Genomic DNA, 24,084 nt, shown 5'->3' with positions numbered 1-24,084 from the left:
TTAAATAAAAAAGAAGTAATCACTCAGAATCTGCCATCTGTTTTAGATGGTTTTTCTATAATAGATGTTTAAAAATGATTTATTTATAACGTGTTGTATGGTTTTTGCAAAGCCTGCTTTTGTTTTACACAGAATAATTTTGCGACAGCACACTATGGCTTGTATTCTATGGATAATGCCCAATATTAAGCGCATTACTGTATGTCCTTGCCTGCTTAATTTCTAAAAGCGGATTGAATTTGTACCATGCCAGAATTACCAGAAGTTGAAACTACCAAAACTAGTCTATTGCCGCTACTTGATCAAAAAGTCCTGAATGTAGAAGTACGTCAAGCCAATTTACGCTGGCCCATTCCAGAAAACCTACATAAACTCACAGGACAAAAATTACTGCAATTGACCCGCAGATCCAAATACATTCTGGCGCAATTTGAACAGGACAGCATGTTGTGGCATTTAGGCATGTCGGGCAGTTTTCGTCTTTGCGATGCGCAGGAAGATTTACGCAAACACGACCATTTGATTATTCAGTTTGAAGATATACAATTGCGCTACCACGACCCACGTCGCTTTGGCTGTATTTTATGGCTAAATGAAAGCTCTCAACGCAAACTGATAGATCCACTTGGCCCTGAGCCGTTGAGTGATGCCTTTAACCCCGACTATCTTGCACAGAAGCTCAAAAACAAAAATGTTGGCATCAAAGTTGCAATTATGGATAACCATGTCGTGGTGGGTGTGGGCAATATTTATGCCACGGAAAGTCTGTTTAATTTAGGTATTCACCCTGCACAACCTGCATCATCACTCAGTTTGAAACAGATTGAAAAACTAGTGCTCGAAATCAAACGCATTTTAAAACAAGCGATTGATTTAGGCGGTTCGACCTTACGTGATTACAGCAATGCGATGGGCGAAAATGGCTATTTCCAACAAACCTTGTTGGCGTATGGACGTGCAGGTGAAATGTGTGTGAACTGTGAAACCACACTAGAAAATTTAAAACTGGGCCAACGTGCCTCGGTATTTTGTCCTGAATGTCAGCCTTTGAAAAAAGTACTCACTTCGACTAAAGCTGCAACAAGCAAACGAGGTAAAAAAGTATGAGAACCGCTATTGTGCGTCATATTTTAGTGAAAGATAAAGAAACCTGTGAACAACTGAAAAAGCGGATTCAATCAGGTGCTGATTTTGCCAAAATTGCCAAACAATTTTCGACCTGCTCTTCAGGAAAAAAAGGTGGGGAATTGGGTGAGGTCAAAAAAGGACAATTGGTACCCGTCATTGATAAATTAGTGTTTACCGCAGCAGAACGCGTACTACACGGACCTGTAAAAAGTCAGTTTGGTTTTCATTTGGTAGAAGTAAAGTTTCGGATGTAATTTTTATGCCTTCAGCGCCTCTCCATCCTAGAGAATAGGGTGCAAACAAACGGCGCATAAAGCGCCGTTTGTTTTGATTGCGTATTAAAAATTATTGACGTTTTTTCAATTCATCACGAATTTCACGTAGCAACGCGATATCTTCTGGCGTTGCTGCTGGTTCTGGCGCTGCTTCTTCTTGTTTACGGCGCATACGATTAATCATTTTCACCATTAAGAACACCACCCATGCCAAAATAATGAAGTTAATTAAAATCGTAAGGAAGTTACCATAGGTCAGGACATTTACACCTGCTTTGGTTAACTCATCTAAAGACTGTAAATTGTTTGGGTTATCGCCCAAAACAAAGAACTTTTGTGTGAAATCCACACCACCGCCAGTGATCACAGTAATCAATGGCATGATGATATCTTTCACTAATGAGTCAACAATTTTACCAAATGCCCCACCAATAATCACACCGACAGCCAAGTCGATCATGTTACCTTTTACCGCAAATTCGCGGAACTCTTGAATAATACTCATTTAAATCTCCAGTTTTTTTGACTTTAATTTATGTGACGAAGTATACATTAATTTTATAGCTTCATTTCCACGTAATTTACTCGGAAATCATCTGCTTTTATATATTGGTTTGCTAATTTTAAACAAAAAATGCCATCAATAAATTGATGGCATTTTTAAATTTTGCTGCCCCGCATGAGGACAACATCATTTTTAAAACTTATTTACCAGAACGGTTACGTTTACGTTCGTTTTCAGTCAACCAGCGTTTACGGATACGGATTGACTTAGGTGTTACTTCAACTAATTCATCATCTTCAATAAATTCAAGCGCTTGTTCAAGCGTGAATTCAATTGCAGGTACCAATGTCAACGCATCATCAGTACCAGAAGCACGTACGTTAGTTAACTGTTTCGCTTTAGTTGGGTTAACTGTCATGTCGTCTGAACGAGAGTTAATCCCTACGATCATACCTTCGTAAACTTCTAACTGAGGTTTAGCAAATAGACGACCACGGTCCTGCAATGTGAACAATGCATAGCCAAGGCAAGTACCTTGAACCATAGAAATCAACACACCGTTTTGACGTTTCGCAACTTGACCTGCTTTCATTGGGCCATAGTGTGAGAAGCTTGACGTCATGATACCCGTACCAGAAGTCATGGTCATGAATTCAGAACGGAAACCAATTAAACCACGTGAAGGCACAGTGGCTTCAATACGGATACGACCTTTACCGTCTACTTCCATATTGGTCATCTCACCTTTACGGTTACCCATTTGTTCCATCACAGCGCCTTGGTGCTGTTCTTCTACGTCAAAAGTCACGTTTTCGTATGGTTCTTGCATTTCGCCATCAATCTCTTTCAAGATGACTTGCGGACGAGATACACCCATTTCGAAGCCTTCACGGCGCATGTTTTCAATCAATACAGAAAGGTGAAGCTCACCACGACCAGATACTTTGAAACGGTCTGGACTGTCAGTATCTTCTACACGAAGTGCAACGTTATGAATCAATTCACGGTCAAGACGTTCACGGATGTTACGTGAAGTCACGAATTTACCTTCTTTACCTGCAAACGGTGAGTTGTTGACTTGGAATGTCATCGATACCGTTGGTTCGTCTACAGAAAGCGGTGGTAAAGCTTCTACATTTTTCGGATCACAAATCGTGTCAGAAATATGCAATTCGTCCATGCCTGTTACACAAACGATGTCACCTGCAGATGCAGATTCGATGTCGATACGCTCTAAACCGTGGTAACCCATGATTTTTAAGATACGACCGTTACGTGTTTTGCCTTCTTGGTCAATCACGGTTACAGGTGTATTCAATTTCACAGAACCACGTTGAATACGACCCACACCAATCACACCCACGAAACTATTATAGTCAAGTGAAGAGACTTGCATTTGGAATGGACCATCAACATCAACTGCTGGTGGCTCAACGATATCTACAATTGTTTGGAATAACGGCGTCATATCTTCCGCTAATTCGTCTGGCGCAGGACCAGCAACACCACGTAAGCCTGATGCATATACGATTGGGAAGTCTAATTGGTCATCGGTTGCACCCAAGTTATCAAACAAGTCAAATACTTGATCAATAACCCAGTCTGGACGCGCGTTTGGCTTGTCTACTTTGTTGATGATCACGATTGGCTTCAAACCACGTGCGAACGCTTTTTGCGTTACGAAACGTGTTTGTGGCATTGGGCCTTCTTGTGAGTCAACCAAAAGAAGTACGCAATCCACCATCGACATTACACGTTCAACTTCGCCACCGAAGTCGGCGTGTCCCGGGGTGTCCACAATGTTAATGCGGTATTCAGTATCAGTACGTTTGTCTAACCACTTGATTGCAGTGTTTTTTGCAAGAATGGTAATACCACGTTCACTTTCAATAGCGCCTGAATCCATGACACGCTCAATCTCGCCCGCTCGTTCACCGAGTGCGCCCGATTGTTGTAAAAGTTTATCCACAAGAGTTGTTTTTCCGTGGTCAACGTGCGCAATAATTGCGATGTTGCGGAGAGTTTTAATATCAGACATTTAAATTCAATACGCTATAAATTTGAGGGCAAATTATACAGAAAAATACTAAAGTTTTATAGTGACACTTTATTGACACACACAATTTTTTTTGATGAGTGGCGTGCTTTGGGTTTTGTAAAGCTGTGTAACTCGATTAGAATAGCGCCACTTTTGCAATTTTTTATGACTCATGTCTGATTTAAACCACTCTCCCCACCCAAAAGACCAGCTCGATTTGGTCTATGGTCTGAATGACCGTCCAAAACCATTCATCGCTTTTTTAGCAGCTTTTCAGCATTTACTGGCAATTATTGTTCCAATTGTCACACCAGGTCTCTTAATTTGCTTGGCTTTAGGTGTTTCCAAACAAGATACCAACATGATCTTGTCAATGTCTTTGGTCATTTCAGGCATTGCAACCTTTTTACAATGTAAAAAAGTCGGCCCTTTTGGTGCAGGTTTGCTCATTGTGCAAGGCACCAGTTTTAACTTTATTGGCCCAATCATTGGTATTGGCTCTGCTATGGTCGCCGCAGGCACACCTGTTGAATCGGTCATGGCGGCAATTTTTGGCGTGGTCATTGCAGGTTCGTTTATTGAAATGGGCGTATCGCAAATTTTACCGTGGGTCAAAAAGCTGATTACCCCATTGGTCACTGGTATTGTGGTACTTCTCATTGGTTTGACCTTAATTAAAGAAGGTTTAATCAGTATGGGCGGTGGCTACCAAGCCATGAGCAATAATACCTTTGCCAATACCGACAACCTGATTATGTCGTGTACCGTCTTGGCAATTATTATTATTTTGAACCGCATCAATATCACGTGGATTAAAAGCTCTGCCATTTTAATTGCCTTGGTGATTGGTTATGCAATGGCAGGCATGATGGGTCATCTCGACTTTTCAGGTCTGAAAGATGCCCCTCTAGTACAAGTGCCGACTCCGATGCATTTTGGACTGGATTTCTCTTGGAGCTTATTCATTCCATTGGCATTTATTTATTTGGTGACGTCATTAGAAGCCATTGGTGATATTACCGCGACCTCTAAACTCTCCAATCAACCTGTCGATGGCCCACAATGGATGCAACGCATTAAAGGCGGTGTATTGGTAAATGGCGCTAACTCATTCTTGGCAGGGATTTTCAACACCTTTCCAAGTTCGGTATTTGCCCAAAATAATGGCGTGATTCAACTTACAGGTGTTGCTAGCCGTTATGTCGGCATTTGGATTGCTGCCCTACTCATCATTTTAGGTTTACTTCCTGCAGTTGCAGGTGTGATTCAGGCTGTGCCTCAAGCCGTACTAGGTGGTGCTGTGATGGTGATGTTTGGTGCCGTTGCCGCTTCGGGAATCAATATTCTTTCAGGTGTCGCTTTAGATCGTCGTGCCTTACTGATTATTGCAATTTCATTAGGCTTAGGCTTAGGTGTTGCACAAGTGCCACAAATTCTGGAACACTTACCTGAATTATTCCGTAATATTTTCAGTTCAGGCGTTGCAACAGGCGGTATTGCAGCACTCATTTTAAATATTGTGCTTCCTGAAACTAAAAAGTAATTGCATGTCCAAAAAACACTGTCTGAGCTGAACTTGGGCAGTGTTTTTCTATTGGAGAGAGAACCATGAACCCCCAAAGCGAAGTTTTACTCAGACAATATGACTATTTTTCTGGTCGCGTTCTACTGATCAATGCCCCGACCGATCAACTCCTCGCAGAATTGGGTGACTCAATCCAAGCTTCTGTTTGGACATGGAATTTTAACGACTATCAATACTTTCAAAATCGACAGGCGCAAGTGCATTTTGGTGCAGAATCGCCTGCAGGTGAATTTGATCAGGCTGTTATTTTTGTGCCGAAATCCAAGGAACTGCTCAATTACCTGATTCACACCATTGCCGCACAACTCCCACAAGGCAGCAGCGTATTTTTAGTCGGTGAAAAGAAAGCAGGAATTGAACGGGCTGCAAAGCAATTACAACCTTATGGCAAAACACTCAAACTAGATAGCGCCCGCCACTGCCAACTATGGCAGCTGATTTTAGACTGCAAGGTTCAAACTAAAACCTTAGCAGATTGGGCGAAAAACTATACAGTTGCTACACCTAAAGGTGATTTACAAATTAGTGCCTTGCCGGGTGTATTTAGCCAAAAACACTTGGATGTTGGCACGGCTGTATTATTGCCTTATTTGAATCAGGTTACTGCTGGAAAAATTGCAGATTTTGGCTGTGGCGCGGGTGTGATAAGTGCTTACTTAGCCAAACTTAACCCTGAAAATCGTATTTTTGCTTTAGATGTCGATGCCTTTGCTTTAGCGTCAACGCAAATGACGTTTGAAAAAAATCAGCTCAATCCACAACAACTTGAAATTAAAGCCGTGACAGGCATTGAAGATGCACCGCTATTTTTGCATGCCATCGTGAGTAATCCCCCGTTCCACCAAGGCATTCAAACACATTACGATGCCAGTGAAAATCTGTGTAAAACCTCACGTCGTCATCTGAAATCGGGTGGTGAACTTTGGATTGTGGCCAATCGCTTTTTGAATTATCCACTCTTAATTGAACAAAGTTTCGGTCAATGCACAATCAAGGCAGATCAACAAGGCTTTAAAGTGCTGTTTGCCAGCACGCAGAAAAATACAAAGGAAGTAGGATGAGCGACTCACACAACAGTAGAAAACTGCAGCGTAAGCTCGGTGCGCGTCATTTAAACATGATCGCCATTGGTGGCTCAATTGGTACAGGTTTATTCCTTGCTTCAGGTGCGACCATTGCTAATGCAGGTCCTGGTGGCGCCTTGCTTGCGTATGCCCTAATTGGCGTCATGATTTATTTTTTGATGACCAGTCTAGGCGAACTTGCAACGCATAATCCAACTTCAGGCGCGTTCTTTACCTATGGCAGTAAATATGTCGAAGGTGGTTTCGGTTTTGCACTAGGTTGGAACTATTGGTACAACTGGGCTATTACCGTGGCATTTGAATTGGTTGCGGTGCAATTCATCATGAAATTTTGGTTTCCTGATATTCCTGGCTTTTACTGGAGTGCATTATTTTTAGCGGTGGTTTTCGCAATTAACGCATTAACCGTCAAAGGTTTTGGTGAGTCTGAGTTCTTCTTTTCTTTGGTCAAAGTACTTGCGATTGTGGCATTCATCATTATCGGTATTTTTATGATTGTCAAAATCATGCTCAACCCTGATGTTGCTACATTTGCCAATTGGAGCAAAGGCGAAGCGCCATTTGTAGGTGGACTATCTGCCTTAATTGGTGTGGCGATGATTGCAGGATTCTCATTTCAAGGTACTGAAATGGTTGGCGTTGCAGCGGGTGAATCTAAAAATCCTAAGAAAACCATTCCTATTGCAATCAAACAAATCTTCTGGCGTATTTTGTTGTTTTATATCGTGTGTATTTTTATTATTGGTACCTTAATCGCCTATGATGACCCACGTTTACTTCAAGCAGCCGCCACCGATAACATTGCACTCTCTCCGTTTACTTTACTATATGAACAGGCAGGCTTTGCCTTTGCCGCAAGTGTCATGAATGCAGTAATTTTAACTGCGATTCTTTCTGCTGGTAACTCGGGTATGTATTCATCGACCCGTATGCTATTTGATATGGCACGTAAAGGCAGTGCACCAAAAGCTTTTGCCCGCTTGGATGCTCGTGGCGTCCCAATGAATGCACTGTATGCCACAACAGCAATCGCTGCACTATGTTTTTTAACAACATTTATTGGTGAAAAACAAGTATTTAACTGGCTTCTGAATATGTCAGGCATGTGTGGCTTTATCGTTTGGCTCGGAATTGCTGTATCGCATTACCGCTTCCGTAAAGGCTATTTGGCACAAGGCTACAAACTTGAAGATTTAGATTACCGCGCCAAATTCTTTCCTTTTGCGCCATGGTTTGCCTTTATTTTATGTGCGATTGTTGTATTAGGGCAAAACTACCAAGCAGTGCTTGAAGGTGAATGGCTCGCTGTTTTATCGACTTATATTGGTATTCTTTTGTTCTTGGTCATTTGGTTAGGCTATAAATGGAAACACAGAACCAAACTGATTGCATATCAGGATATGGATGTGAAACCACTACACCCTGATCATGACTAAAGTAAATCTTCTTCTATTGCACTTCGTTTGAGAAGCCAAGATTCTAAAAACAGCCAACATTTGGCTGTTTTTTTATGGCGTAAATTTAAGACAAATTTTATTTTTAAAGCACTTTCATTATTGATAATACGGCGAGAGATCACATCACAAACTGCTCAATGTTGATTTTATAATCGTTAAACAACGATTTGATCGACTGATAGACATCGAGTCCATATTTTAAAAGTTTGATCTGCGACGACGCTTTGGAGTTTTTAAATGAATTAACGATAAACTTGGTATAAAAATTCGACTAAGTTTACGAGTCAACAGACCGAAATATTAAGCACCATCAGCCTCTACCTTATTTACTCTTTATTCTAAAAATCATACTTTTACAATATTTTTTAAACGTATTGAATGTAAATCATTTCAGGCACTTTCTAATCCAGACACCTCATAAAAGAGAAGCATAAAAAAACGACTCCGAAGAGTCGTTTTTTCAACTTAACTCAAATTATTGAGCTTGTTGTTCAACAGTCACTGTACGGCTGCCAGTGATCGTCGCGAATACACGACGGTTCATAGCACGACCTTCTTTAGTGTTGTTGTCAGCAATCGGTTGATCCCAAGCGAAACCTTGAGTAGACAAACGAGCTGGATCTACATTGTATTCATTTACAAGTGAAGATTTAACAGAGTTCGCACGAGCTAAAGATAAACGTTCGTTCAATGCACGTGGACCAGTGTTGTCAGTGTGACCTTCGATGCGAGCAGTAGCGTTTGGATATTCAACTAACTTCTCAGCAACTTTAGCGATTTCTGGCTTGTACTGATCTTTGATGTTTGATTTGTTGGTATCAAAGAACACACGAAGTTCCATGTTCAAGTCTTCAGTCAACTCTTGTGGAGCAGGTTGAACTGGAGCAACGGTTTCAACTGGAGCAACTTCTACTACAGGAGCAGCTGGCTTCAAGTGACCGCCAAGAACGACATTAAGACCAGCTAAAGCTGTGTAGTCCCAGAATTTCTCATCGAAGTTATATGTTGAACGTGCTTCTGTACGAAGAGATAAAGCATCGTTTAAGCGCCAGAATGCACCCACACCAGCATTACCGATAGTACCTTCGTTTTCACCAGCCCAATCAGCATCACCACCAGTTGCTTTATATTTGTAGTGACCCGCACCTAGAAGAACATATGGCTTCACTTTGCTGTCATAGTTTTTGGTAATTAAGTCAGAAGTTGCATAGAAGTTACCAGCTAATTGCTGCTTCTTATATTCAGCGCCTTCACCAGCACCATCTACATCACCTTTAACTTGGCTATATTCAGCTTCGAAACCTAACCAAGGAGTAAGTTCAACACCAAGTGCTGCACCAACAAATAAATCGTCCTGTAATTCTGGACCATCTGTTAGCTTGTCGTTGTTGTGTTCAGTATCAACAAAGTTGTAACCAAGCATTATTGGGGTAACAGTTACGCCCGCGTTTGCAGCAGCTAAAGGAGCAGCTACGAGCATTGCTAATGCAATACGACTCATTTTCATGGATTTATCCTCCAGAGATAACAATTGTTGTTCAAGCTCAAGCTTAAATTTTCGACTACCCTGAGATAGGCTTTTTTATACCCCAGTATTATTTTTAAGCTAGTCACTTTGAATCATACAAACACTTTATTACTTTTCCAAGTGCTTGATAATTTTAATCAAGTAAATTATTGACAAAATTACTTACAATTTCCGTTGTAATTCGGTAACTTTCTACTCAATTTTTTATTGTGAATAGCTTATCTTTCTTGCGCTTTATTTTAACAGCTTTCTCGAAAGTTGTTTAATATTTATTATACAGCAGATAAAGCGCTATAAAACAACAAATTACTCAAATTAATCATAAAAAAACATAACAATAACAGGTATAGACTTATGTCAAATATAAGCAAAAACGGCTTCACGCTGTTTGAATTGATCGTCACGTTAGCAATTAGTGCGATTTTAGTCATGATTGCCCTGCCCTATTTTCATCAGCTGATGGCACAACAAGAACTCAAGCGAATTCAGTATTCATTACAGTCCAGCCTGAAAATAGCACGCTCCCATGCCTTCACCCATCATAGTAATGTTGTGATCTGTCCAACACATGACTTTAGCCAATGCAGTAAGCAAAACTGGAATACGGGTTTTATGATTTTTATTGATCGAAATAAAAATCGTCAGATAGACAACAATGAATACATTCTTTATACAGAAAAAACTGCACTTAAATACGGTACCTTGGATTGGCGTGGCACTTTAAACATACCCAGTGTAACTTTTAATGCACAACAAGGTTTGCCGATCGGCTCGAATGGTAGTTTCTTTTACTGCTCTACTCACGTCGCGAGCAAACGACTGGTGCTTAGTAAAATGGGGCAAACTCGAGCTGAAGACATCAATGGATGTTAACTGAGCAGTCTAAATGATCTTTATATTGTCACTTTATTCTCATCTTTTTTTGCCTATACTGCTGAAGTGATCTATTCCTGCTTGGAATTAAATCTAGACAAAAGCACATATAAAAAACTGGGAGAATAAAATGACGGATATCGTTATTGTAAATGGTGCACGCACTGCAATGGGTGGCTTTCAAGGCAGTTTAGCCAATGTGACTGCACCAGAATTAGGTGCGGCGAGTATCCAAGCGGCCATTCAACGTGCGGGGGTACAAGCAACAGAAATCGATGAAGTCATTATGGGCTGCGTCCTGCCTGCAGGCTTAAAGCAAGGCCCTGCTCGTCAGGCGATGCGTCAAGCAGGCTTACCAGATTCTACAGGTGCGGTCACCATCAACAAACTCTGTGGTTCTGGTATGAAAGCTGTCATGCAAGCAGCCGATGCAATCAAAGCAGGTTCTGCCTCAATCATTGTCGCTGGTGGTATGGAGTCAATGAGTAATGCACCTTATATTCTGACTAAAGCACGTGCGGGTTACCGCATGGGACACGGTGATGTGAAAGATCACATGTTCTTAGATGGCTTAGAAGATGCAGAAACAGGGCGTTTAATGGGCTCATTCGCACAAGATATGGCCAATAGCAAAGGCTATACCCGTGAACAAATGGATGATTTTGCGATTCGCTCTCTTAAACGTGCGCAAACTGCCGTAAATGAAGGCTATTTTGCCGATGAAATTGTGCCTGTACATGTTTCAACACGTAAAGGTGACGTGGTTGTCGATAAAGACGAACAACCGTTTAATGCCAATATTGAAAAAATCCCAACCCTTCGTCCAGCTTTTGCCAAAGATGGCACAATTACCGCAGCCAATGCCAGCTCAATTTCGGATGGCGCTTCGGCTTTAGTCCTGACATCTGCAGAAAATGCAGCAAGCAAAGGTTTGCAACCATTGGCGAAAATTGTGGCTTATGCCACCAATTCACAACACCCATCTGAGTTCACCATCGCCCCTGTTGCTGCGATTCAAAAAGTATTGGATAAAGCAGCTTGGCAAGTTGCAGATGTAGATTTATGGGAAATTAATGAAGCTTTTGCTATGGTCACCATGTGCCCAATGGATGAGTTCAAGCTTGATCCTGAAAAAGTGAATATTAACGGTGGTGCATGTGCGCTTGGGCATCCTGTGGGTTCTACAGGTTCACGTATTATCCTAACTTTGATTCATGCGCTTAAACGTACAGGTGGCAAGCGTGGTGTGGCTGCTCTCTGTATTGGTGGTGGTGAAGCAACTGCGGTCGCGATTGAATTACTTTAAGTGCCTTGCAACCCCTATTTCGTAAAGAGGGATTGAGGTAGATTGAATAAAGTCATTCCCTAACCCTTCTTTATTCAAAAAGTAAAAAGACGAATCATTGATTCGTCTTTTTGCTTATAGCTTTAAAAAGTTTAGAGCAATTCTGCACGCAACTGTTCAGGCGATTTCATTGACAATAAACCTGGCGCAACATCATAAGCAGTTTTTGCACCATATTGCTGCATTTGGTTTAAACGATAGCAAGCACGTGCATAAGCCACCAAAATACTCGCGGTAAACTCAGGATTGCTGTCTAACTTCAATGAGAATTCAAGCACTTGTTTTTGTTCATCGCTGGTATTACCACTGCGAATGACAAAACCACCATGTGGCATGCGTTGGTGATCTTTGGCTAAAGTCGCTTCATCAATGAAATTTACGGTTGTGTTGTAATCAGCGAAATAATCTGGCATGGTCACAATCGCTTGCTCTACCGCAGCAGCATCGGCACCTTCTGCAAGTACGACATAACATTCACGAGTATGTTTATCTTTGGTGCTTAATACAGGACGCGCACCGCTACGCACTTGTTCAATGGCATCATTCGATGGAATGGTATATTGCACACCTGCTTTTACACCATCAACACGACGAATGGCATCTGAGTGACCCTGACTTAAACCTTTACCCCAAAAAGTATAGGTTTCACCATCAGGTAACAACGCTTCACCAAATAAACGATTAATCGAGAACATGCCTGGATCCCAACCAATTGAGATGAGTGCAGTTTTCTTGTTCGCTGTCGCAGGTGCATCTACAGATGCATAATATTCAGGAATACGTGCATGCGTATCGAAACTATCGACAATATTAAATTGGCTCGCCAGTACTGGACCTTGTTGTGGCAAGTCGTCTTTTGAACCACCACATAAAATCAGCACATCAATTTTGTCTTGAAAATCTGACAATGAATCCATGTGAAACACTGCTGTTTCAGCAAAACATGGTGAAACGCTTTCAGGCGCACGACGGGTAAAAATACCCACCAATTGTAAATCTGGGTTTTTATGAATCGCCGTTTCAACACCACGACCTAAGTTGCCATAACCAGCAATACCAATACGGATAGAATTTTGCATAAAGACAAATCACTTCATCATGAAAAAATTGAAAAATAAATCAGAGGATAATCACATCAAATTATCGTCTTGATTGATTTTTGATAATGTAAAAATAACGCCTACATAAGACTGCGATGCTACATCAGCGTGCTTATACTACAGCACTTTGCGGTAAATTAAATCATTAAGAAGCGCGATAAAACAAGCCGTTTGATCATTTTAAGGCAAACAAAAAGCCTGCACATGGCAGGCTGTTTGTAAATGTGTGAACCGCGATATTTCGATAGAATCTATCTACATTTCGATGAAATCCATCATCAATATATTACGCACCTGTTTGATAATTTGGTTTTGGCACTGCGGTAGAAGCTTGATAAGGATGGGTAAAGTCCGCCAAACCTGCTGCAGCTTCTTGCACATCTTTACCTTCTTTAATCACGAAAGTATCGAAACCTGCACGCTTCATATAATTTAAGACGTCTTTAAAGACATCACCGACTGCGCGAAGTTCACCCTGAAAGCCTTGACGGCGTAACAATGCCGCAAAAGAATAACCACGGCCATCGTTAAAACCTGAAAATTCAATAAAAATTGCATCCAGTTCTGCCAATGGAAATTCATGGTTTTCAGGCGAAGCATCTACCGTTAAATATAGGGCTTTTTTACCTGAAATTTGTGCCAACTGATCAAGCTGTTCAACGCTGAGCACCACATCACCTTGCGGTAATGCTGCATCTTCAGCAATCACTTGATAAGTATTGTCTGTAATCGTGCCATCTTTCGCGAGCACAGGTAGTGCAGTATTAAGCATAAGCGCGCTCCTTAAATGGTTGAATGCCGACACGGCGATAAGTGTCGATAAAGTCTTCACCTTCACTACGCAAATCTAAGTAGGTATTTAAAATTTCTTCCACCACATCAGGAATCACTTCAGCAGCAAAAGATGGCCCTAAAATATCACCGATTGACGCATCATGGTCTGCATGCCCACCTAAAGTGATTTGGTAGAATTCAGCGCCTTTTTTATCGACACCTAAAATCCCGATATTACCAACGTGGTGATGACCACAAGCGTTCATACAACCTGAAATATTCAAATCCAGTTTGCCAAGATTATAAATGGTATCCAAATCATCAAAACGGCGTGAAATGGCTTCTGAAATTGGAATAGATTTGGCATTGGCAAGTGAACAGAAATCACCACCCGGACAGCAAATAATATCGGTAATAAAGCCAATATGCGCGCGCGCCAAGTTATTGGCATCGAGCACTTGCCACAATGCAAACAGGTCTTTTTGTGGCACATCTACCAAAGCAATATTTTGCTCATGCGTGGTGCGCAATTCACCAAAGGTATATTGATCGGCTAAATCTGCAATCAAATTCATTTCTTCTGTCGTCATGTCACCCGGTGCAACACCTGCACGTTTCAATGAAATGGTGACAATACGGTAGCCTTGTACTTTGTGCGCATTGGTGTTGATGTTGAACCATTGCTTGAATTTTGGATACTGTGCAAACAGCTCGCTAAAATCTTCATCGGCATAGTTTTGATAAGCAAATGGCGTGAAGTTTTCATCCATTTTTTGCAAAGTTTCTGCATCAATTTTTAAGGTTTTCACCGTATGTGCAAATTCAGCTTCAACTTTTTCTGCAAATACTGCTGGCGTTAAAGCTTTTACCAAAATTTTGATACGTGCTTTATATTTGTTGTCGCGACGACCATGCAAGTTATAGACACGTAAAATAGCTTCTAAGTAAGCAATCAAATCTTCACGTGGCAAGAACTCACGAATAAAGCTACCGATAATTGGAGTACGACCTAAGCCGCCACCAACTTTAATTTTATAGCCAATTTCGCCTGCTTCATTTTTAACAATATAGACGCCAATGTCATGAAATGCAGTCGCAGCACGGTCAATTTCTTCCAGTGCAGACACCGCAATTTTGAATTTACGTGGCAAGAAGGCAAATTCAGGGTGGAAAGTCGACCACTGACGAATTAATTCACAGGTTGGACGTGGGTCAGCAATTTCGCCCGCCACGACACCTGCATACTGGTCTGTGGTGGTATTACGAATACAGTTACCCGAAGTCTGAATTGCGTGCATTTGTACGGTTGCAAGCTCTGCCAGCATGTCAGGCACATTTTCCAGTGCAGGCCAGTTAAACTGAATATTTTGACGTGTTGATACGTGCGCATAGCCACGGTCATAGTCTTTGGCAAGCTGCGCAACTTTACGCAATTGCTTAGAGTTCATCAGACCGTAAGGCACCGCAATACGCAACATTGGCGCATAGCGTTGTACATACAAACCATTTTGCAGACGCAATGGACGATATTCATCCTCAGTCAATTTGCCTGCTAAATAACGTTCCGTTTGGTCGCGGAACTGTGCAACACGTTCATTAATCAGTTGCTGATCGAAATCAGTATATAAATACATGGCGTACAGCTAGTCATTTCTATTATCACGGCTGACAGCATAGCGAGATTCAATCTATCAACAAAATGTGTTTTTTACATATTTCTTAGCGGTTTTATTGATAAGCCATTGCAACATCACAGCCTGTAAGCCTTTGCCAAAATTTACAGGCTTTTTATAGAGCTATCACAAAATAGTGCATGCTTTAGCACTTTTTCTGCTATAGCATCTGTTCGAACTTTTATTGATTACCTGTGGTTATGACTTGGCTTTATCTTCATCCTGATTTTTAGTCTGAGATGACCACTGCCCTGCACCCAAAGCCTGCCCGATATAATCGTAACGCATTTGAGAACGTGAAAATTTAATTGGACACGCCAACTGAGTTTCAGTTTTTTCGGCATTCTGCTGAATAGGAACTTCTACTGTCCAACCGCGTTGCTGTGCCAAAGGTGAATGTAAGGCTTCATCTAAAGTGAATACAGGTTCAACGCAGACATCATATTGCGCGAATACCTGCTGCCATGTGGCAAAACTTTGTGTTTTAATTTTATCTTGAATAGCGTGTTTGACTTGCAAGCGCTCTTGCGGATCTAAAGATGCCCCTTTTTCCAAAAGTATCGGTAAGTTTAAAATCTGTGCCAAACCCTGCATAAACTGCGGCTCTAAACTACCGACTGAAAGATAACGGCCATCTGCTGTTTCATAATAGTCATAATAGGTGCCACCATTTAAGTAAGATTGCTCAGCATATTGAGGAACCTGTGCCGCCAAAACTGCTGAAGCGGCCATATTGTTTAAAGTCGCAGCGCAATCGGTCATCGAAATATCAATATACTGCCCTAAACCACTGCGCTGACGTTCTATCACTGCACTTAAAATCGCCACCAAAGCATGCAATGATCCACCTGCTACATCGGCCACTTGAATCCCGAGCGGTGGCGGCCCACCCGCTTGCCGTCCACTATGCCCCGCAATGCCAGACAAGGCTAAATAGTTGATGTCATGTCCTGCCCTTTGTTGATAATCGCCTGTTTGTCCATAACCTGTGATGGAACAATAGATCAGTCGCGGATTAATTTTTGCCAAGCTGGCATAGTCCAGCCCTAAACGCTGCATCACGCCTGGTCTAAACTGTTCCAATACAATATCGAATTCGGCAATTTTATCGTGAATAAGCTGAATACTTTCGGGGGATTTTAAATCCAAAGTAATTGACTGTTTATTCCGATTCAAATAACTGTGCGAAGTCGCTTGTCCATTGGCATAGGGCGGAAATAAACGAATTAAGTCAGGACGGGTTGCCGATTCAATATGAATCACCTCTGCACCCATATCCGCCAAATACAAACTGGCAAAAGGGCCGGGCAATAAGGTAGAAAAATCTAAAACTTTTAAACCGCTCAGTGCATGTGTCATTGTTGTGATTACTCGATTTTTACTGATTTTCCGTTCATCTTATAAACAGCAAAACTGTAACACAATGTCATGTTCAGCCATTTACCTTGATCATTTCGGCAATTTATTATGTAAAATAAGTAAAATTGGTATTGTAAATTGCCAATTTCAATTTTTAGCGTCATTTAGGTCAAGCTTACGTGAATACAAAAGAGACTGAAGGATTTAACATGAGCAGAGATACCATTAGTATCCATTTTGTAAATGCAGCGCTCACGGGTGTTAAGCGACTCGGCATGGATGTCGAAACCTTATTATCTCATGTCGGTATTGAGGCAGAACTTCTGCGCCAACCGAAAGCACGTATTTCACCTGAACAATATACTCGCTTTATTAAAATGTTGTGGATGGTGACCCAAGACGAACACGTGGGTTTTGATTCTCAGCCACGTCGTTTGGGTACATTCGCGATCATGTGCCAATTGGTAATTCACGCCAAAACACTGGGCGATGCCTTAGAACTCTCTTCGCAATTCTACAAACTGTTTGGTGATGATTGGTCGGTTACCTTAGAACGTGATAAACACGAAGCACGTTTGGTACCATCTATTCCACAAGCTATGGATCCTGATCACTTTATTACTGAAAGTATGTTGATGATTTGGCACGGCTTGGCATCTTGGCTGATTGAACGTCGCCTGCCTTTGGAGCGCGTACATTTTGGCTATCCACGTCCTGCACATGCAGATGAATACGATGCGCTGTTCTTTGCGCCTGTCATGCAATTTGACATGCCACGCACCGAAATTACCTTTGCTGCCGACTACTTGGATTTACCAATTCGTCAAACCCAAGAAACCTTAGACGAATTCTTAAAAACCGCGCCTGCGCAATTGTTGGTGAAATTCAAAAACACCAATTCTTTAACTTCGCGTATTCGTGACGTGTTAAAGAGCCAAATTGGCGAAGAAATGCCAACCTTGAACGATGTTGCATCCATGCTGTACCTATCGCCACAAACCTTGCGTCGTCGTTTGGCTGCAGAAGGTAAAAGCTATCAAGGGGTAAAAGATGCATTACGCCGTGATGCCGCGATTCACCTATTGCTGAATCCTGAACTTACCCTTGAAGATGTGGCACAACAAGTTGGCTTTAGCGAAACCAGTACTTTCCACCGTGCTTTCAAAAAGTGGACTGGCGTCACACCTGGTTTATACCGTCAGTTGCACGGTTATCATTAATTTAGAATCGACAATTCACAATAACTCGTAATTCCAATCGATTGCCCTTGCACACCGCAAGGGCTTTTTTTATCGCTCTATTATAGTTTCAATCTTTCTGCCAAATTACTGCGTCATCCCAATTAGCAAAAAACCTCACTGACCTGTACCGTTCTCGTCATTGCACTTCAAAATTTTCAGATTACACTCAAAAGCAATCATAAAGAAAACTATCGACAAGGGATTGATTATGAGCGAGGCCTACATCATTGATGCTATTCGCACTCCGCGCGGCAAAGGAAAAAAAGATGGCGCATTACACGAAGTTAAACCCATTCGCCTACTCACAACCTTATTGAATGAATTGCAACAACGACACAACCTAGACACCTCACAAGTAGACGATATTGTTTTGGGTTGTGTCACACCAATTGGCGATCAGGGTGCAGATATTGCCAAAACCGCAGCGATTGCCGCAGGTTGGGACAATGATGTTGCTGGGGTACAAATCAACCGCTTTTGTGCCTCAGGTTTAGAAGCCGTGAACCTCGCAGCGCAAAAAGTTCGTTCGGGTTGGGAAGATTTAATCGTTGCAGGTGGTGTGGAATCTATGTCACGCGTGGCAATGGGTTCCGATGGTGGTGCTTGGGCATTCGACCCTGAAACCAATATGGCTTGTGACTTTATTCCACAAGGTATTGGCGCTGACTTAATTGCCACACTCGATGGCTATAGCCGTACAGAAGTCGATCAATTTGCAGCAGCATCACAGCACAAAGCCGCAGCAGCACAAGCACAGGGACATTTCGAGCGCTCGATTGTACCTGTCAAAGATCAGGCAGGTGTGGTGATTTTGGCACAAGATGAATTTATCAAACCACAGACCACGGCTGAAAGCTTGGCACAGCTCAAGCCGAGTTTTGCCAATATGGGACAAATGGGTTTTGATGCGATTGCCCTGCAAAAATATCCTGAAGCAGGACAAGTCAATCATGTGCATCATGCAGGCAATTCATCAGGTATTGTTGATGGCGCGGCATTGGTCTTGATTGCATCGGAACAAGCGGTACAACAACACAACTTAAAACCACGCGCCAAAGTGCTTGCTACCGCACTGGTTGGCACAGACCCTGCCATTATGCTCACAGGACCCGCGCCTGCAGCACGCAAAGCCTTAGCCAAAGCAGGACTGAACATTGAAGATATTGATCTGTTTGAAGTCAATGAAGCCTTTGCAGCCGTGGTTCTGCGTTTTATTACAGAACTTCAGGTTGATCCCGCCAAAGTCAATGTGAATGGTGGTGCTATTGCCTTGGGTCATCCACTTGGCGCTACAGGTGCCATGATTTTAGGCACCTTACTGGACGAGCTAGAACGACAAGATAAAAAACGCGGCATGGCTACATTATGTGTAGGCGGTGGGATGGGAATTGCCACCATTATTGAGCGAGTATAAGGAGTATAAAAATGAGCGCCATTCACTATTATAAAAATGCCGATAACATTGTCATTCTAACCTTTGACTCACCAAATCAATCTGCCAACACCATGAATGCTGACTTTAGAGATGCATTAGCGCAAGTGGTACAAAAGTTAAAAGCAGACGAACAAGTGGCGGGAATCATTTTCGCCTCTGCGAAAAAAACCTTTTTTGCAGGCGGTGACTTAGATGAGTTGATTCAAGTACAGCCTGAGCATGCCAGCTCATTTTTTCAGATGATTGAAAACCTAAAAGCACAGCTGCGTTATATTGAAACTCGTGGTATTCCTGTGGTAGCTGCTTTAAATGGCACGGCACTCGGCGGCGGATGGGAACTTGCTCTGTGCTGTCATCATCGTATTGCAATTCGTGATGCAAAAACCAAGTTTGGTTTACCCGAAGTGACTTTAGGTTTATTGCCTGGTGGCGGTGGTATTGTGCGGATGGTACGTTTATTGGGTTTACAAACTGCCCTGCCGCTGTTGATGGAAGGCAAACAGCTGAGTGTGGAAAAAGCACAAAGTTTAGGTTTAATCCATGATCTTGCTGAAAATGAAACAGAATTACTCAGCAAAGCCCAAGACTGGATTCTTGCACATCCTCAATCACAACAAGTATTTGATGTCAAAGACTATAAAATCCCTGGGGGAACACCATCTACACCTGCTGTCGCGCAAATGCTTTCCATTGCTCCTGCCATGCTACGCGACAAAACCAAAGGCTGTTACCCTGCGCCTGAAGCAATTTTGAGTGCAGCAGTAGAAGGTGCGCAGGTTGATGTCGATACAGCCTTACGCATTGAATCTCGCTATTTTACCCAGCTCGCAACAGGTCAAATTTCTAAAAATATGATTGGCACCTTTTGGCATGGGCTGAATGCGATTAAATCGGGCAGTGGCCGTCCGCAAGGCATTGCACCGCATCAAACTCAAAAAGTCGGTATTTTAGGTGCAGGCATGATGGGTGCAGGCATTTCTTATGCCACAGCAAGCAAAGGTATTACGGTTGTTCTGAAAGATGTATCCATCGAACAAGCTGAAAAAGGCAAATCTTACAGTCAAAAACTACTCGATAAACAAGTATCACAAGGTCGTATAAGTGCAGAGCGAGCGGCACAAGTCTTAGCCAAGATTCATCCAACGGCACAGGCTGCCGATTTACAAGGCTGTGATTTGATTATTGAGGCGGTATTTGAAAACCCCGCACTCAAGGCGCAAGTCACTCAAGAAGCCGAAGTTTTTCTGGCAGAACAAGGTGTGATGGCATCCAATACCTCAACCCTACCCATTAGTGAACTTGCCCAAGCGGCGCAAAATCAAAACCGTTTTATTGGTCTGCATTTCTTTAGCCCTGTCGATAAAATGCCGTTGGTGGAAATTATTAAAGGAAAAAGTACCGATGCAGCCACGTTGGCTAAATCCTACGATTTTGTGCAACAAATTGGCAAAACCCCAATTGTGGTGAATGACAGTCGTGGCTTTTTTACCAGTCGGGTGTTTGGCACTTTTGTACAAGAAGGTTTGCGTTTACTGGCCGAAGGCGTGCACCCTGCAAAAATTGAAATGGCAGCTTTAAAAGCAGGTATGCCTGTAGGCCCACTTGCCATTCAAGATGAAGTATCTTTAACACTGTCGGAACACGTGGCTCAGGAAGCGCGTAAAGCATTGCAAGCTCAGGGGAAAGATCGCGCCGCTTCTCCTGCAGATGACGTCATTCAAACCATGATTCATCAATTTTCACGTCAAGGCAAAGCCGCAGGTGCAGGTTTTTATGACTACCCAGAACAGGGCAAAAAACAACTTTGGCCAGGCTTAAGCCACTGGTATAAAAATACTGAAATATCTGAACAAGACATGATTGATCGGTTCTTATTTGTGCAAGCGCTAGACAGCTTACGCTGCTTAGAAGAAGGTGTTTTAGAATCTGTGATTGATGCCAATGTTGGTTCAATTTTTGGCATTGGCTTCCCTGCATGGACAGGGGGCACTTTGCAATTCCTGAATCAATATGGTTTAGATCAAGCTTTAGCACGTGCACAGCAATTATCAGCAGAATATGGTGAGCGTTTTAATCCACCTCAACTCTTGCTAGAGCGTGTTGCAGCAGGCGCTAAAGTTATTTAGCCATTTAGTTCCATACTTCACAATTCAAGAGGGATACATCATCCCCCTTTTTATTTAATTAAATTACCCCAAAAAGGTAACACGCACAGAATTTAATCCGTTTTTTATGCATTTTATGTTATAAAGTTACATAATTTTAAGATATAGATTCAAATTGGGTAGATACACATGACTGAACACCTTACTCCTGAAAAATCGCCTTGGGGTTGGAAAGCACTCTTTATTTTCTGTATTTTGGGTGGAATATTCATGTTTATTTTCTGGTTGGCCGTTACCAATGAACCAGATTACATGCCAAGCCAGCAACAAAAGCAAAATACCCAACAACACGCCTTTAAAAATGCGCCAGCTATGTCACAAGAAGCATTGGCAAAAGCACAAGCAGATCGTGAAGCTCGAGAAGCATTAAAAGCTGCACCTACAGCAGACGCACATGCTATGACTGAAACTGAACATGCCGCTATGCCAGAAAGCCATGAGCAAGTACCTGCACATGGGCACTAATTAAATACCATTTGAAAATAGACTCTACTCTTGGGGTCTATTTTTCAAACTTGGGTGCTAAATCAAAATATAGTGGTAAATGATCACTCAAACTTAGCCAAGGTGTCTGATCTCCCACCTGCATACTAGCTTGATCTATTTTCCAAAATTGCTCAGAAGCAAACATATAATCAATATGATATGCCTTCGCTAAATTTCGCTGTAAAAAGAATGTTGCTTGACTTTCCTGTCCTTGTTTCTCATTAGAAATGTGATGGTAAAGACTCTTTATTTTTAAATCATTAAATATACGTATGACATCAGAGTGATTCCACCACCGATCCCAAACATCCCACTGTGAGTTGCTGTTAAAATCTCCACCAATAATGAGCGGAATATTTTGCATTTTTAGTTGATGTAACTGTAAATATTTCCAAATTTGACCAATATAAGCAAAAGTTGGAGAGTTTGCATGTTTTGCCCATACAGCAAGGAGCGTAAAGGATTGATTAACTTGAATAGGTAAAAATAGTTCTAGTTTGTTGTCTTGCCAATCTAATACTTCTAGTGTTAAAGCATCTTTTGTAAAAATACCTATGCCTTTATTCTTATTATTTCCTTTCCAAACAAAATTAGAAAAATATTGTCGATAAATTTTCTTTGCCTGTTCCGTATGCTCACATTCCTGAATAATATAAATATCGGCATTAAATTGAAGAATAGGCTCAATTTTATTTCTAAAAGCACCATTACAATTCCATGTCACAATCTTCATTGTATTCAACTTTCAAACACTAAACGCATATCCACATGCGGAATACCACAGTCTAAATATGATTCACCTTCAACGTAAAAACCTAAACTTTGATAAAACGGAATTGCATGCACCTGTGCAGACAACTTAACCTCTGGGCGGCACTGCTGCCGTGCCAGTTGAATAATATGCTGCATCAACACACGTCCGAGACCTAAACCACGCTGCGACTTCAATACAGCCACACGACCAATACTATGATTTTCCAGCAAGCGTGCTGTTGCAACGGCTTGCCCTGCTATATAAACAACAAAATGCAAGGCAATTGCGTCTTGCGCATCCCACTCGTCTTCAGGGGAAATGTGCTGTTCCTGTATAAACACCTGCTCACGAATGGGTTTGGCATCTACAGCTAGGCGTGCCCAGTCACCCGACTGAATTTCATAATTTTGCATTGTTTACTCCAAGCCCATCGGCCTTAGCATTTACAGCCAATCCCCTGCTGATCCCACTGATCATTCAACAACAATTCCAAAGAATGTTTCTGAATACCATACATGGCTTTCAGTTCGCGAATTTGAGCCAAAACTGCTTGATCAGGTTGATGAACATCTGCCCGCTTGGTCGCCAAAATCATTTTATTTTTGCTGGTATGCTCCAACGAGACAAACTCAAAAACTTCGGTGTCATAGCCATAGGCTTTAAGCAATAACGCACGAATGGTATCGGTCAACATTTCTGCTTGCTGTCCTGCATGAATGCCAAACTGCAACATGGGTTTAAGCACACTCGGACTTTGCAGTTGTGGACGCAATTCTTTATGGCAGCACGGCGCACACATAATCATTTGTGCATTCAGGCGAATACCCGTATGAATTGCAAAATCTGTAGCCACATCGCAAGCATGTAATGCAATCATGACATCCAAGTGTTCAGGTTGATAGGTACGGACATCACCCTGAAAAAAGTCCAGCTGCTGAAAATCTGCCGCCTTTGCTACAGACTGACAAAACTCGACCATTTTCGGATTCAATTCCACCCCTGTAACCCAAGGTTTCAATTGCTGCTTTTGCAAATAATCATACAGTGCAAAGGTCAAATAGCCCTTACCTGAACCAAAATCCACCACACGCACGCTTTGCTCAGAAAGATGAATATGCGCCAATGCACCCGCAAAAATTTCAATAAATTTATTCTCTGTACACGACAAAAATAGATAACTCATTGAAATAATGTCACAATAATTGTTTTCTAACGACGAATACTATGACACATCTCAATGAGTTATATCTTATCTTAAACAAATCTCTAAAATGGAAC

The 24,084-nt window shown here is 41.9% G+C and carries 20 protein-coding genes and 1 pseudogene; 11 read left to right on the top strand and 10 right to left on the bottom strand.

Annotation, left to right across the window (positions count from 1 at the left end):
- Positions 1–246 precede the first annotated feature (246 nt).
- Together mutM and FTV28_RS00100 are read left to right on the top strand one after the other, a co-directional pair.
- Complete coding sequence (gene mutM, locus FTV28_RS00105) at positions 247–1,107, top strand: bifunctional DNA-formamidopyrimidine glycosylase/DNA-(apurinic or apyrimidinic site) lyase (RefSeq protein ID WP_004972419.1); 861 nt, start codon at positions 247–249, stop codon at positions 1,105–1,107.
- Complete coding sequence (locus FTV28_RS00100; protein WP_096901561.1) at positions 1,104–1,382, top strand: peptidylprolyl isomerase; 279 nt, start codon at positions 1,104–1,106, stop codon at positions 1,380–1,382. Before mutM ends, FTV28_RS00100 begins: the two co-directional genes overlap by 4 nt.
- Positions 1,383–1,473: 91 nt before the next feature.
- Here the strand turns inward: FTV28_RS00100 and mscL are convergent, their stop codons facing one another.
- Both mscL and typA read right to left on the bottom strand, forming a co-directional pair.
- Positions 1,474–1,908 carry a large conductance mechanosensitive channel protein MscL gene (mscL, locus tag FTV28_RS00095; RefSeq protein WP_004972423.1) on the bottom strand — a complete coding sequence of 145 codons (435 nt, stop codon included), beginning with the start codon at positions 1,906–1,908 and terminating at the stop codon, positions 1,474–1,476.
- A gap of 199 nt (positions 1,909–2,107) precedes the next feature.
- Entirely contained in the window at positions 2,108–3,946 is a 1,839-nt protein-coding gene (gene typA, locus FTV28_RS00090; RefSeq protein ID WP_004972424.1) for a translational GTPase TypA, read from the bottom strand.
- A 172-nt stretch (positions 3,947–4,118) separates the two neighbouring features.
- On the opposite strand from typA, the gene FTV28_RS00085 reads away from it, so the two are divergent.
- From FTV28_RS00085 to FTV28_RS00075, 3 genes are all read left to right on the top strand, one after another.
- Positions 4,119–5,489 carry a uracil-xanthine permease family protein gene (locus FTV28_RS00085; protein ID WP_004972426.1) on the top strand — a complete coding sequence of 457 codons (1,371 nt, stop codon included), beginning with the start codon at positions 4,119–4,121 and terminating at the stop codon, positions 5,487–5,489.
- A 65-nt stretch (positions 5,490–5,554) separates the two neighbouring features.
- Positions 5,555–6,592, top strand: a complete 1,038-nt coding sequence (locus tag FTV28_RS00080) for a methyltransferase (RefSeq protein ID WP_179989194.1) — start codon at positions 5,555–5,557, stop codon at positions 6,590–6,592.
- On the top strand, positions 6,589–8,052 hold the full coding sequence (locus FTV28_RS00075) for an amino acid permease (protein WP_179989193.1): 1,464 nt from the start codon (positions 6,589–6,591) through the stop codon (positions 8,050–8,052). Before FTV28_RS00080 ends, FTV28_RS00075 begins: the two co-directional genes overlap by 4 nt.
- Before the next feature lie 496 nt (positions 8,053–8,548).
- Here FTV28_RS00075 and omp38 read toward each other — a convergent pair whose 3' ends face one another.
- The gene (gene omp38 / locus FTV28_RS00070) at positions 8,549–9,580 is read right to left on the bottom strand and encodes an outer membrane protein Omp38 (protein WP_179989192.1); all 1,032 of its coding nucleotides are present in this window, start codon (positions 9,578–9,580) and stop codon (positions 8,549–8,551) included.
- Positions 9,581–9,955: 375 nt separating this feature from the next.
- On the opposite strand from omp38, the gene FTV28_RS00065 reads away from it, so the two are divergent.
- Both FTV28_RS00065 and FTV28_RS00060 read left to right on the top strand, forming a co-directional pair.
- Complete coding sequence (locus tag FTV28_RS00065; RefSeq protein WP_178867341.1) at positions 9,956–10,474, top strand: GspH/FimT family pseudopilin; 519 nt, start codon at positions 9,956–9,958, stop codon at positions 10,472–10,474.
- 130 nt (positions 10,475–10,604) lie between these two features.
- On the top strand, positions 10,605–11,780 hold the full coding sequence (locus FTV28_RS00060) for a thiolase family protein (RefSeq protein WP_004972439.1): 1,176 nt from the start codon (positions 10,605–10,607) through the stop codon (positions 11,778–11,780).
- Positions 11,781–11,911: 131 nt separating this feature from the next.
- Here FTV28_RS00060 and FTV28_RS00055 read toward each other — a convergent pair whose 3' ends face one another.
- From FTV28_RS00055 to FTV28_RS00040, 4 genes are all read right to left on the bottom strand, one after another.
- Complete coding sequence (locus FTV28_RS00055; RefSeq protein WP_004972441.1) at positions 11,912–12,898, bottom strand: diaminopimelate dehydrogenase; 987 nt, start codon at positions 12,896–12,898, stop codon at positions 11,912–11,914.
- A 307-nt stretch (positions 12,899–13,205) separates the two neighbouring features.
- On the bottom strand, positions 13,206–13,691 hold the full coding sequence (locus FTV28_RS00050) for a DUF934 domain-containing protein (RefSeq protein WP_179989191.1): 486 nt from the start codon (positions 13,689–13,691) through the stop codon (positions 13,206–13,208).
- On the bottom strand, positions 13,684–15,327 hold the full coding sequence (locus tag FTV28_RS00045) for a nitrite/sulfite reductase (RefSeq protein WP_004972445.1): 1,644 nt from the start codon (positions 15,325–15,327) through the stop codon (positions 13,684–13,686). Before FTV28_RS00045 ends, FTV28_RS00050 begins: the two co-directional genes overlap by 8 nt.
- A 237-nt stretch (positions 15,328–15,564) precedes the next feature.
- Positions 15,565–16,725 carry a CaiB/BaiF CoA-transferase family protein gene (locus tag FTV28_RS00040; protein WP_179989190.1) on the bottom strand — a complete coding sequence of 387 codons (1,161 nt, stop codon included), beginning with the start codon at positions 16,723–16,725 and terminating at the stop codon, positions 15,565–15,567.
- A 209-nt stretch (positions 16,726–16,934) separates the two neighbouring features.
- On the opposite strand from FTV28_RS00040, the gene FTV28_RS00035 reads away from it, so the two are divergent.
- The 4 genes from FTV28_RS00035 (at position 16,935) to FTV28_RS00020 (ending at position 22,031) form a co-directional block, all read left to right on the top strand.
- Complete coding sequence (locus FTV28_RS00035; protein ID WP_004972448.1) at positions 16,935–17,945, top strand: AraC family transcriptional regulator; 1,011 nt, start codon at positions 16,935–16,937, stop codon at positions 17,943–17,945.
- A gap of 229 nt (positions 17,946–18,174) precedes the next feature.
- Positions 18,175–19,380 carry an acetyl-CoA C-acetyltransferase gene (locus FTV28_RS00030; RefSeq protein WP_096901568.1) on the top strand — a complete coding sequence of 402 codons (1,206 nt, stop codon included), beginning with the start codon at positions 18,175–18,177 and terminating at the stop codon, positions 19,378–19,380.
- Between the two features lie 11 nt (positions 19,381–19,391).
- Positions 19,392–21,527 carry a 3-hydroxyacyl-CoA dehydrogenase NAD-binding domain-containing protein gene (locus tag FTV28_RS00025; protein WP_179989189.1) on the top strand — a complete coding sequence of 712 codons (2,136 nt, stop codon included), beginning with the start codon at positions 19,392–19,394 and terminating at the stop codon, positions 21,525–21,527.
- A 168-nt stretch (positions 21,528–21,695) separates the two neighbouring features.
- Positions 21,696–22,031 carry a hypothetical protein gene (locus FTV28_RS00020; RefSeq protein WP_179989188.1) on the top strand — a complete coding sequence of 112 codons (336 nt, stop codon included), beginning with the start codon at positions 21,696–21,698 and terminating at the stop codon, positions 22,029–22,031.
- Positions 22,032–22,068: 37 nt separating this feature from the next.
- On the opposite strand, the gene FTV28_RS00015 is transcribed toward FTV28_RS00020, so the two are convergent.
- The 3 genes and pseudogenes from FTV28_RS00015 to FTV28_RS00005 form a co-directional block, all read right to left on the bottom strand.
- Entirely contained in the window at positions 22,069–22,785 is a 717-nt protein-coding gene (locus FTV28_RS00015; RefSeq protein WP_127800335.1) for an endonuclease/exonuclease/phosphatase family protein, read from the bottom strand.
- A gap of 5 nt (positions 22,786–22,790) precedes the next feature.
- Positions 22,791–23,219, bottom strand: a complete 429-nt coding sequence (locus FTV28_RS00010) for a GNAT family N-acetyltransferase (protein ID WP_179989187.1) — start codon at positions 23,217–23,219, stop codon at positions 22,791–22,793.
- 23 nt (positions 23,220–23,242) lie between these two features.
- A pseudogene (locus FTV28_RS00005) lies at positions 23,243–23,959 on the bottom strand (SAM-dependent methyltransferase); the annotation flags it as partial.
- Between the last annotated feature and the right edge of the window lie 125 nt (positions 23,960–24,084).

The sequence above is a fragment of the Acinetobacter sp. YH12252 genome (genome assembly GCF_013417365.1).
Classification (GTDB): Bacteria; Pseudomonadota; Gammaproteobacteria; order Pseudomonadales; family Moraxellaceae; genus Acinetobacter; species Acinetobacter towneri.
Note: the sequence above shows the minus strand (reverse complement) of the source record. Positions and strands in the feature narration are given on the sequence as shown.